At 74.4% G+C, this 10971-nt stretch carries 12 protein-coding genes; 3 read left to right on the forward strand and 9 right to left on the reverse strand.

The genetic code is table 11. The annotated features are described in order from the left end of the window. Positions 1-225: 225 nt before the first annotated feature. Both ACR9ZK_RS17905 and ACR9ZK_RS17910 read right to left on the reverse strand, forming a co-directional pair. Positions 226-1593, reverse strand: coding sequence for an NAD(P)/FAD-dependent oxidoreductase (locus ACR9ZK_RS17905; RefSeq protein WP_481343316.1), 1368 nt, complete (start codon positions 1591-1593; stop codon positions 226-228). Then, positions 1590-2693, reverse strand: a complete 1104-nt coding sequence (locus ACR9ZK_RS17910) for a semialdehyde dehydrogenase (RefSeq protein ID WP_481343317.1) — start codon at positions 2691-2693, stop codon at positions 1590-1592. Before ACR9ZK_RS17910 ends, ACR9ZK_RS17905 begins: the two co-directional genes overlap by 4 nt. Positions 2694-2831: 138 nt before the next feature. On the opposite strand from ACR9ZK_RS17910, the gene ACR9ZK_RS17915 reads away from it, so the two are divergent. Next, positions 2832-3254 (forward strand): hypothetical protein, encoded by a 423-nt coding sequence (locus ACR9ZK_RS17915; protein ID WP_481343318.1) that lies wholly within the window; start codon positions 2832-2834, stop codon positions 3252-3254. Positions 3255-3271: 17 nt separating this feature from the next. On the opposite strand, the gene ACR9ZK_RS17920 is transcribed toward ACR9ZK_RS17915, so the two are convergent. Continuing rightward, on the reverse strand, positions 3272-4411 hold the full coding sequence (locus tag ACR9ZK_RS17920; protein ID WP_481343319.1) for a DNA glycosylase AlkZ-like family protein: 1140 nt from the start codon (positions 4409-4411) through the stop codon (positions 3272-3274). Positions 4412-4510: 99 nt separating this feature from the next. Between ACR9ZK_RS17920 and ACR9ZK_RS17925 the strand changes: the two genes are divergently transcribed. Beyond that, positions 4511-4981 (forward strand): phage tail protein, encoded by a 471-nt coding sequence (locus ACR9ZK_RS17925; RefSeq protein ID WP_481343320.1) that lies wholly within the window; start codon positions 4511-4513, stop codon positions 4979-4981. Here ACR9ZK_RS17925 and ACR9ZK_RS17930 read toward each other — a convergent pair. The 6 genes from ACR9ZK_RS17930 to ACR9ZK_RS17955 are packed head-to-tail and all read right to left on the reverse strand — an operon-like array spanning position 4956 to position 10641. After that, the gene (locus tag ACR9ZK_RS17930) at positions 4956-5483 is read right to left on the reverse strand and encodes a DUF4440 domain-containing protein (protein WP_481343321.1); all 528 of its coding nucleotides are present in this window, start codon (positions 5481-5483) and stop codon (positions 4956-4958) included. The genes ACR9ZK_RS17925 and ACR9ZK_RS17930 overlap by 26 nt on opposite strands. Before the next feature lie 24 nt (positions 5484-5507). Beyond that, positions 5508-6656: a VWA domain-containing protein gene (locus ACR9ZK_RS17935; protein ID WP_481343322.1), complete on the reverse strand. Its 1149-nt coding sequence runs from the start codon at positions 6654-6656 to the stop codon at positions 5508-5510. After that, complete coding sequence (locus ACR9ZK_RS17940) at positions 6657-7637, reverse strand: vWA domain-containing protein (RefSeq protein WP_481343323.1); 981 nt, start codon at positions 7635-7637, stop codon at positions 6657-6659. After that, positions 7634-8632 carry a DUF58 domain-containing protein gene (locus ACR9ZK_RS17945; protein WP_481343324.1) on the reverse strand — a complete coding sequence of 333 codons (999 nt, stop codon included), beginning with the start codon at positions 8630-8632 and terminating at the stop codon, positions 7634-7636. The genes ACR9ZK_RS17940 and ACR9ZK_RS17945 overlap by 4 nt, the downstream gene beginning before the upstream one ends. Then, entirely contained in the window at positions 8611-9684 is a 1074-nt protein-coding gene (locus tag ACR9ZK_RS17950; protein WP_481343325.1) for an AAA family ATPase, read from the reverse strand. Before ACR9ZK_RS17950 ends, ACR9ZK_RS17945 begins: the two co-directional genes overlap by 22 nt. Before the next feature lie 39 nt (positions 9685-9723). After that, positions 9724-10641, reverse strand: coding sequence for a S1C family serine protease (locus ACR9ZK_RS17955; RefSeq protein WP_481343326.1), 918 nt, complete (start codon positions 10639-10641; stop codon positions 9724-9726). 99 nt (positions 10642-10740) lie between these two features. On the opposite strand from ACR9ZK_RS17955, the gene ACR9ZK_RS17960 reads away from it, so the two are divergent. Beyond that, the coding region (locus ACR9ZK_RS17960) for an N-acetyltransferase family protein (protein WP_481343327.1) at positions 10741-10971 on the forward strand (231 nt) is incomplete at its 3' end.

Raw genomic sequence — 10971 nt, forward strand, 5'->3', positions numbered from 1 at the left:
TCCGTCGTCGGCAGCGTCAGATGTGTATAAGAGACAGGGCGTGGGGGTGCTGCGGGTACGTCAGTGCTCAGTCAGAGTGAGCAGTGACGTAGCGGTCGGAGGGTGTCGCGGCGGGGGTCCGGGGGGTGCCGTGGGTACGTCAGTGCTCAGTCAGAGTGAGCAGTGACGTAGCGGTCGGAGGGTGTCGCCGCGGGGGGCGTGGGGGTGCTGCGGGTACGTCAGTGCTCAGTCAGAGTGAGCAGTGACGTAGGAAGCGGCGGACGACCGGGCCGGGCGCGGCGGGTAGGTCTCGACGCGCTCCAGGTGGCCGAGGTGACCGCCGCCGCGAGCGGCGGCCAGCGGGATCAGCGCGCCTCGTGACGCCGCCGAGGGCACCGGGCGGCCGTGCCGGGCGACCCGGACGAGGTCACCGACCACCTGCAGGGCCTTGCGGCGCGACGGCATGAACCGCAGGAAGAAGGTCACCCGCAGCACCCAGGCAGCCCATCCGGTGAAGGGGACGCCGTACAGCTCGCTGATCGAGCGTCCCATCCCGAACGACGCGGCCTGGCCGAGGCCGCGGTAGCCGAACGCCCGCGTCTCGCGTCCACGGATGGACCGGACAACGTTGGCACCGACGTGGTCGCCGCCCTTGATGGCCCACAGCGCGTTGGCGGGTACGGGGTGGCGGCGCGTCGGGTGCACGACGCACGCGGCGTCGCCCGCCGTCCAGACGTGCTCGACGACGGACAGGTCGGGGCGGGTGACGAGTCGACCACGCGGGTCGCGGTGCTCGTCGAGACCGGGAACGCGCACGGGTCGCTGGCCGATCGTCGCGATGACGGTGGTCGCCGGCAGCGTCGTGCCGTCGGACAGGACGGCCCGGTCGGCGGTGACCGCCGCGAGCCGGGCGCCGAGCCGGACGTGGACGCCGAGGCGCCGCAGCTCGTCCGCGGCGCGACGCGCCAGGCGGGGCTGGGCCTCGTGCAGCTCGGGCAACAGGTTCGGCCCCGAGTGGACGAGCTCGACGCGGACGCGGGCGCCCCCGAGGTCGGCGACCGCCGCGGCCATCTCCACCCCGGCCAGGCCGCCGCCGGCGACGACGACGGTGTGCCGGCGCAGCCCGTGCTGGTCGGCGGCCGCGCGGACCCGGTCGGCGAGCACCTCGATGTCGCCGGGCGAGCGCAGGGTGAACCCGTGCTCGGCGAGGCCGGGGACCGTCGTGGCCGGCTCCCGGCCGCCGGTGCCCACGACGAGCTCGTCGTAGTCGAGGACGCGCTGGCCCGGTTCGCCGTCCTGCTCGTACCGGACGACGCGGCGCTCGGTGTCGATGCCGACGGCCCGGCCGACGACGACGTGGGCGTGCGGCATCGCGCCGGCCAGCGGGGTGCGGATGCGGTCGTAGGGGAGCAGGCCCGCCAGCACCTCGCCGGTGAAGCCGTGGAAGCTGTGGGCGTCGTCGGCGCTGATGACGACGACCTGCACGTCGCCGCGGCGGACGGCCCGCCCCGCCCGACGCATGAGGCCGGCGTAGGCGTGCAGCGTGACGTAGCCGCCGCCGAGGAGGACGACGCGCTGCTGGGCCCGGTGGCCGCCGCGCACGACGGTGGTCACGACGCCACCCCCAGCACCACACGTCGGGTGCCGGCCTCAGGACCGCGGTGATCCGCGCTGCGGTCGAGGGTGACCGGCCGACCGAACGACGTCGGAGCTGCGGCGCGGAAACCCAGGTGCGACAGGCCCGCTGCCAGCGCCCGCGTCTGGTCGACGAGCTCGAGGTCGGGAGCGCCGATGGAGAAGTGGCCACGGTGGCCGGACAGGGCGAGCAGTGCCGTCTCGGCGAAGCACGCGTACGCGCGTCCGTCCGGCAGGCCGATGTCGCCGCCGACGAGGCGCAGCGACGGGATCGACACGACACCGCCGTCGACGACGAGGACGTCCGGACGGGTGCCGAGGAGGTCGGCGGAGGTGTTGCGCGGCTGGGTGCCGTCGAGGACGACCGCACCGGGCTTGAGGTGCTCGGGCCCGAGCAGCGCGTCGGCCGAGGCGGTGAGCAGGACGACGAGGTCGGCGTCGCCCACGGCACCGAGGGTCGTGGCTGCAGTCGTCGGCACCCGGCGTCCCACCTCGGCGGCGAGGGCCTCGAGGCGGGGACGCGACCGGGCGACGAGCGTCAGGCGGGCCACGGCGCGGTCGCGTGCCAGCAGCCGCGTCAGGGCGGAGCCGACGCTGCCGGTGGCGCCGACGACCGCCACGTGCGCGTCGGCGGCGGGGTCGACGGCCTCGCGCACGAGGCGGCGGGCCTGGTCGTCGATGATCGCGGCGGTGAAGGCGTTGCCGTTGGTGACACCGATGTCGGTGCGGCCCCGCAGCGACACGCCGCCGCCGGTCACCGTGGCGGTGAGTGCGCCGAGGCCGACGACGTCGCAGCCGAGGTCGCGGGCCTTGTCCACGGCGCGGTGGACGCGGGCGCGTCCCTCGCCGGGTGCCTCGAGCAGGTGCCGCGCGCCGAACGGGACGAGGACGACGTGGCCGACGTGCTCGTCACCGATGCGGACCCGGGCCATGGCGTGGGGCGGCAGCGGCAGGCGGCGCAGGGCCGTGGCGTACGCGCGCTCCGGGACGCGCCCCAGCGGTGCCCAGACGCGGGCGAGGTCCTCGCCGATGCGGGTCCGCGGGTGGACGGTGAAGGCGAAGGTGCCGGGCGAGGTCACGGTCGTGCTCCTGATCCTGCGTGGCCGGGGTGGCCGGAGTAGCGAGGGGATGAACAGGAGGGGCCGAGGAGCAGGGCGCTGATACGCGCCGCGGCGCAACGCAGCGAAATCCGAGTACGCGTGCCTAGGATCGGGAGCATGCCCACGATTCCCCGACCCCTCCGCGGGAAGTGGTCGATCGCCTCTCGCGACTCGTTCCTGTCCATCGGCTCGACCGGGTCGATCCTGTCGATCGGCAGCGTCGGCTCGATCCTGTCCGTCGGCAGCATCGGCTCGATCGCCTCGCTGCTGTCGATCGGGTCCTCGATGAGCGCGTTCTCGTTCCTGTCGAACATGTCCAACACGTCGGCGTTGTCGCACCAGAGCGACCAGTCGGTGCTGTCGGCCCAGTCCAAGCGGGCGATCCGCGGGTACCGGACCAACGGGGCCAAGCGCGCGGCTGACCGGCGCGCCGAGCGCAACGGCGACGCCGTCGACGGGCTGGTCCCGCCGCCCGCCCCGCCCGCCACCTCGAACGGGCACGGACGCGTCGAGCAGCTCCAGGGCGTCAGCCGCGGCTGACGTCGTCGTCGACCACGTCAGGCGCGCTGGACCTCGAGGCCGAGCCAGGCGGCGAGGTCGGCGATCTCGCGGTTGACGTCCGTGGCCATGGACCGGGTGAACGGGACGTCCTCGTGGACGGCGCTGACGACGAGGACCCCGGCCTTGCGGTCGGCCTGGGCGTCGAGCTTCCCGACCAGGCGGTCGTGGTGCAGGATCGGCAGCGCGAAGTAGCCCCAGCGTCGCCGGTCCTTGGGCTTGTACATCTCGAGGTAGTACTCGAAGCCCCACAGCTGCTCGGCCCGGGTGCGGTTGTGCACGAGCTGGTCGAAGGGCGACAGCAGCGCCGCGCGGCCCCGGAAGGTGCCCCGCGAACCGGACGACCCGGATGAGCCGGACGACGCGAAGAGCTCGTCGAGGTAGGGCTCGTGGACGCGCCACGTCCCGGACGTGCCGGCGACGGCGACCTCGAGACCGGCCTGCCCGACGGACGCCTGCTCGCCGGGCAGCTCCGGTCCGGTCGCCCGCGCGATGCCGAGGGCCGCGAGACGGCGCTCGTTGCGGATGCGGGTGGCCTCGTCGGGCGTCAGCCGCTCGAGCGGACCGCCGTAGACCCGCTCCGGGAGGTCGAAGTAGCGCTGCCGTCCCTTGCGGCCGGCGATGGCGACCTGCCCGCGGCGGGCCATCGACTCGAGCATCTTGGTGACGTTGCGGTTGTTGGTCCAGCCGCTCGAGGGCCACGGCACCGCGCTCGTGTCGGGGATGTCGCGCGAGAGCAGGGGGCCCGCCTTCTCCAGACGGTCGAGGATGTCCTGCCGGAACTGCTCGTTGGCCTCGAGCCACTCGAGGATCGACGGGTGGAACTCGCGTCCGACCCACTCGGCCACGACCGCCGCGACGTCGCCGGGCGGCCGGACGTAGGCGACCGTCTCGTGGAGCCGGCGCTCCTCGAGCGCCTGCGTGAGCTGCTCGGGCCGGTAGGCCGAACCGAGCCGGGACCACAGGACGAGGTCGGCGCTCGGTGCGATCGCCGCGGTGGGGTCGATCTGGAGCAGCGTCAGCCGGTCGACGACCGCGAGCAGGTCGGTCGGGCGCGGCAGGTCGAGCAGCTGGGCGTGGATCGCCACGCGTCGTGCCTGCTCGATGGTCAGCTCCGTGGTCCCCTGCCGCACCGCCATGCGGCCGACCCTAGACCGAACCACCGACGCGGTGTCAGGCTCCCGACCGGCGGCGGGGACTAGCCTCGTGGGAACCAGGCCCTGCTTCCGGAGGTGGTCATGCCCTACGCCGTCGACTTCACGGACGTCTCCACGGTGGGTCTCGAGTCGTCACCGCACGCGGAGGCGCTCGCGGGGGTGCGTGCGAACGAGGCCCGGTACTACCGGAACAAGTACGACCACACCTTCACGGTGCACCCGGCGAGCGAGGCGACGGAGGTCGTCGACTACGTCGCCCGCATCCTGAGGGAGGAGCGCGGCCTCGTCATCGCGTCCCCGGCGCTGGAGGCCACGACGTTCGAGGTCGACGGCATGCGGATGTCCTACGTGTTCTACGAGTCGGGCCTGTCGATCAACGTCATGTACACGCTCGCGGACGGCGGCAAGCGCGCCGTCGGGTTCAAGCTGTGTGACGGGATGGATGTCCCCGAGGAGCTCTCGAGCTTCAAGTTCGCGCGGCAGAAGTCGAAGCTCGCCGGGACGATCCGCGGGTCCTACTTCGTCGTCAAGGGCGAGTACCCGACCCCCTGACGAGGGGCCGTGGTGCCCTCCCTACCCCTGGGGAGCCTGCCGGCAGCGTGAGGCCCGGGCGCTCGTCGTCCCATGCGACGGCACTGATCCGCCAGCCCTCGCGCGTCCGGACCAGCTGCACCGACTTCATCCCGCGCCCGGCGGTCGGCTCGCCGTCGTGGACGCCCTCCTTGGCGTAGGCCCCGAACCAGGCCGCGATGTCACCGAAGACGTCGACGCGCCCGCCGAGCGACCACTCGTGGAAGTCGACGAGGACCCCGCCGGTCAGCAGGGCCTCCCGCGGGGCGATGAACGACTCGACGTCGTGCACGCCGAGGTCCGCGCCGCAGGTGCGGACGACGACCGCCTGCGGGAGGAACAGCCGGCGCAGCCGGTCGAGGCGCTGCGTCGCCTCGGGGCCGGAGCGGAATGCGTCGAGGAACGCCTCGACGACGGCCTGCACGGCCATCCGGTCGGCGTCGACGTCGAGGACGGGAACTGGCTGCTGCCCTTCGGTGCCCACGCCCGAACGCTAGCGGGTCGGCCCTCAGGCGGTCGCACGGCGCAGGGAGAGCCAGGCGCCGACGACGAGCACCAGGGCGGCGAGCCCGGCGAAGGCGGAGCTGAGGTCGACGGCCTCGTGCGTGACCGTCACGTGCTTGGGCAGGTTGCCGAGGACCTGCGCCAGCGACTCGGCGTCCTGCGCCGCGAAGTACTCGCCGCCCGTGGTCTCGGCAACGTCGCGCAGGGCTGCCTCGTCGACGACGAGGAAGTTGCGACCGCCGATGTCGCCGACGCGGGACCCGCCGAAGCCGCCACCGACGTTGGGGCCGAAGCCGGGCCCGGGCAGGCCGCCGTACTGGTCGAGCGTGCACGCGAGCCGCGTCGGGTTCCGGGTGCCGAACCCGATCGGGTAGACGCGGACGCCGCGGGCCGCCGCCTGCTCGGCCGCCTGCCTCGGGGTGACTCCGCGGGTGTTGGCTCCGTCGGTGAGCAGGACGACGATCTCGGGCGCCGGCGCCCCGCGAGCCGCGGCCCGGGCGTCGCCCCCGGAGCCCTCGCCGGAGGACGGCGAGCCGGTCGGCGGAGTTGCGTCGGCCGTCCCGGGACCGTCCGTCGCCGGTTCGGCCACCGGGTCGCTCGGGGGCACGGTCGGGTCGAGCTCCGCGATGGCGTCGATGGAGCGCAGGATGGCAGCGCCGATCGTCGTGCCGCGTCCGGTCGTCACCTCGTCGATCGCCTCGAGCAGCGCGTCCCGGTCGTCGGTCGGCGGCACGGCGAGCTGTGCGAACCCGGAAAACACGACGAGCCCGACCTTCGCGTCACCGCCCTGCCGGCGGACGAACTCCCGCACGGCCGCCTGGGCCGCGCTGAGCCGGTTGGGCGTCACGTCGGTCGCGCACATCGACCCGGAGACGTCGAGCGCGATGATGACCGTCGAGCTCGACGTCGGCACGTCCGCCTCGACGGTCGGGCGCGCACCGGCGAGGCCCAGCAGCGCCAGCGCGCCCAGCACGAGCGCCACCGGCACGTGCCGACGCCACGACCGGGTGGACGCCCCTGCCGCCCGAAGCAGGGCGACGTCCGGAAACGGCACCGCCTCCCGACGCCGTCGGCGCAGCTGCCAGGCGTAGGCCGCGAGCAGTGCGGGGACGGCGACGAGGACGAGGAGCAGGAGCGGCTGGCCGAACGACACCTAGACCACCCGACCCTGCCGGAGCACCGTCACGGCCGCCCCGGCGAGCAGCAGCAGCGCCGCCACCGCCGCCACGAGCGAGGTGATCTCGTGCGGCACCGACCGGGTCGTCCACTGCAGCTGGATCGAGTCGTAGACGGCCGCGAGGGTGGCGACGTCCGACGCGCGCCGGTAGGTCCCGCCGGTCGTGTCGGCCACCTGGCGCAGCACCGACTCGTCCAGTGCGGTCGCGATGCTGAACCCGTCCACGTCGATGACCGTGCCCGCAGGCGTCCCGAGCCCCACCGGGTCGATGCGCACCCCGGCGGCCGAGGCGAGGTCGGCCAGGTCGTTCGGGTCGGCGCCGGACGTGTTCTCGCCGTCGGTGAGCAGGACGATCGCCGTGCCGCCGAAGTAGCCGATCGGGGTCTCGTCCGTCGCGCCGTTCTCGGTGTCGGTCGGCGGCCGCACCGGCTTGCCGGCGATGGCGCTCAGGCCGCCGAGGATGCCACCGGCCAGCGACGTGTCGCCCTGCGGCGTCAGCCGCGCGATCGCGGCGAGCACCGCCGACCGGTCGTCCGTCGGACGTTGTGCCACGACGCCGCTGCCGCCGAACGCGACGACGGCGATGCGCACGCTCGGCGGCTGCTTCTCCACGAAGCCGCGTGCGGCCGCCTTGGCCGCCTCGAGCCGCGTCGGCTTGACGTCGGTGGCCGCCATGCTGTTCGACACGTCGAAGGCCAGCACGACGGTGCCCTCGCGGTGCGGCTCGGCCACGGCCGCCACCGGTCGCGTCAGCGCGACGACGAGCAGGGCCAGGGCGGCGAGCAGCAGCACCGGCCCCAGGTGGCGCAGGCGGTCGCGCCGTTCCACGAGCACGAAGCCCTCCGCGGCCATGGCCCGAAGCCGCGCGGCCCGCGCGGCCAGCAGCCGCCGGTACGCCACGACGAGCAGCGGCAGGAGCGCGAGTCCCGCCACCATCCACGGCCAGGTCAGCGTCATGGTCGACGTGCTCCGATCCGCCTGCGCCGCAAGGCGGCCACGCGCACGAGCACCCGCACGAGGTCCTCCTCCGTCGACACGTGGTGCAGGTCGGCCCCGGCCCGACGCGTCACCCGCTCCAGCTCGGCCCGGCGCTCGTCGGCCACCTGCCGCACCCGCGCCCGGAAGGCCGCGTCGTCGGTGTCGACGACGATCTGCTCGCCCGTCTCGGGGTCCTCGACGTACACCGTGCCCACGTGCGGCAGGTCGTGCTCGCGGGGGTCGCTGACCCGCAGCACGACGACGTCGTGCCGCCGTGCGAGCCGGCCGAGCTCGGCATCCCACCCCGGCGCGCTGACGAGGTCGCTGACGACGACGACCATCGACCGCCGGCGCGCCAGGCCGGACAGCGCGCGCAGGCCGCCGCCGAGGTCGGTGAGGCCGGGAGGGGCCGGACGTGCCGGTGGGAACGGGCGGACCGGGCGACCCAGCGTCCATCGGCGCCGGCTCGGGGCGGCGGCCGCCGCGTCGGCCGCCTCGTGCGCCGCCCGCCGGTCGAGCAGCGCCGTGGCGATCCGCAGCACCTGGGTGCGCCCCGACCGCGGCGGCACGACCGCCTCGACGCCCGCGTCGACGACGACCGCCCCGACGCGGCTGCCCCCACGGGTCAGGACGTGGGCGAGCGTCGTGGCGAGCTCGGCCACGACGAGGTCCTTGTTGCGGCCTGCGGCGCCGAAGCCCATCGACCGCGACGCGTCGAGGAGCAGCCACGCCGTCACCTCGCGCTCCTCGACGTACTCCCGCACCCACGGCTCGTCGAGGCGCGCGGTGACGTTCCACTCGACGTGCCGCAGGTCGTCGCCGGGCTCGTACTCGCGCAGGTCCGTGAAGTCGAGCCCGGACCCCGTGAAGAGGCTGCGGTAGTCCCCCTGGAGCAGCCCGTCGAGCCGGCGCACCACGCGCCACTCGAGCCGGCGGAGCAGGCGCTCCGGCGTCAGTGCTGGGGCCGCGCCCACGACGTGTCCTCCACCCCACCGACGGGGACGCCTGTCCCCGTTGGGGCCTCGCGCGTCGGTGCCGTCGGCACGGGGACCGCAGCGACGACGGGGGCGAGCACCTCGTCGGGCGACAGGTCCTCGGCCAGCGCCTCGTACGACAGCACGACGCGGTGCCGCAGCACGTCGTGCGCGAGCTCGTGCACGTCGGACGGCAGCACGAAGTCACGCCCCCGCAGGAAGGCCAGGGCCCGGGCCGCGAGGACGAGGTTGATGGACGCGCGGGGGCTGGCCCCGTACGTCAGGAGGCGGGACAGGTCGTCGCGCCCGACCGAGGCCGGGTCGCGCGTCGCCGACGCGAGGTGCACGGCGTACTCGATGACCGCCGGGTCGACGTACACCTCGTCGACCTCCTGCTGGAACCGCCGCAGCACGTCCGGGTCCAGCACCTGCGCCGTCCGCACCGCCGCCCCGATCTGCCGCTCGACGACGACGAACTCCTCTGCGGCGGAGGGGTACCCGATGAGGACCTTGAGCATGAAGCGGTCGACCTGGGCCTCGGGCAGCTGGTACGTGCCCTCCGACTCGATGGGGTTCTGGGTCGCCATGACGAGGAAGGGGACCGGCGCCGGGTAGGTCTGGCGGCCGATCGTCACCTGCCGCTCCTGCATGACCTCCAGCAGCGCGCTCTGCACCTTGGCCGGCGCACGGTTGACCTCGTCGGCGAGCACGAGGTTGGCGAAGACCGGACCGAGCGACACCTGGAACTCGCCGTCGCGCTGGTTCCAGATGCGCGTGCCGACGAGGTCGGCCGGCACGAGGTCGGGCGTGAACTGGATGCGCTGGAACTGGCCGCCCACCGTCGCCGCGAGCGTCTTGATGGCCATCGTCTTGGCCAGGCCGGGAACGCCCTCGACGAGCAGGTGACCCCGGGCGAGGAGCGCCACGACCATCCGTTCGAGGAGCACGTCCTGCCCGACGATGGTTCGCTTGACCTCGTAGAGCGCCTGCTCGAGCAGCCGGTGGTCGGCGGCGGTGTCGACGTCGGGAGCGACGTGCGTCGGGTCGTCCATGGCTTCTCCTCGTGGTGGGCTGGTGCTCGTACCCGGCGCTCAGTGCGGCGGGCTGCCGGCGGCGCCGCCGGCCGTGGCGATGGGCACGGCGAAGCCGATGCCGACGAACAGCGTCTGGTCGGTGGGGTTGGCCAGGCCCGTGACGATGCCGACGACGTGCCCGGCCCGGTCGAGCAGCGGCCCGCCGGAGTTGCCCGGGTTGACGGCGGCGTCGAACTGGATGAGGTGGCGCAGCTGCCTGCCGCCGGGCACGGTGACGGTGCGGTCGAGGGCCGACACGACCCCGGCCGAGAGCGAGTCGGTCAGCCCGAGCGGGTGCCCCACGGCGAAGACCGGGACGCCGACCTGCGCCCGGCCGCCGAGCACGGCCGGGACGACGGTGGTCGGCAGGCGCGCCGGCGTCAGGGTCGCGGTGTCGTTCTCCGGCCGGCGCGTCGCCACCGTCGCCGGCGAGCTCGTGCCGTCCGCGAACTGGACGGTGATGCCGGTCGCGCCCGCCACGACGTGGTCGGCGGTCAGCACCGTGCCGTCGTCGTTGACGACGACGCCGGCCCCCGTGCCGCGCTCCACGCCGGTACGGGTCGGGGTGAGCGTCGTGACGAGGACGAGCGAGGGCTCGATGGCGCGGTGGGCGAGGGTGGCGTCGGGGGGTCGGGCGGCCTGGTCCTCGGCAAACGCCTCGAGGCTGCGCCGGACGCTGGCGTCGACGTCCCGCTGCGTCGGCGGCGGCGGCCCGGACTGACGGGTCAGCCCGAAGGCGAGCCCCGCTGCCGCCACGAGGAGGACGACGACCACGACCGCCCAGACGCGTCGGGGCAACGACCGCAGTGGGCCGGACCGGCGCGGCGGCTCGGGCGGCAAGGGCGGCTCCGACCCGCCACCGGGCGCGGGGGTCGACGGCCCGGCACCGACGGCGCCGGCCGGATGCACCTTCGGCGGATCGGTGACCCGTGCCACCACTCGACTCTACGTTCCGCACCCACCGACCGGCAGGGGTCTGTGCACCCTTCACAGGACCGCGGACCAGTGCGGGCCCGGGCCCCTACGATCGCCACCATGCCGACCGACGCGACCCCTCCCCTCGCCGTGGTCGTCCGCGACGCCACGCCCGCCGACGCCGCGGCCTGCGCGCGCATCTACCGGCCGTACGTTCTCGACACCGCGATCACCTTCGAGCTCGAGCCACCGACCGAGGACGCGGTCGCTGCGCGCATCGAGGCCGCCCGCGCCACGCACGCCTGGCTCGTCCTCGAGGAGGCGGGACGGATCCTCGGCTACGCGTACGCC

The sequence above is a fragment of the Monashia sp. HAY1-5C genome (assembly GCF_056755255.1).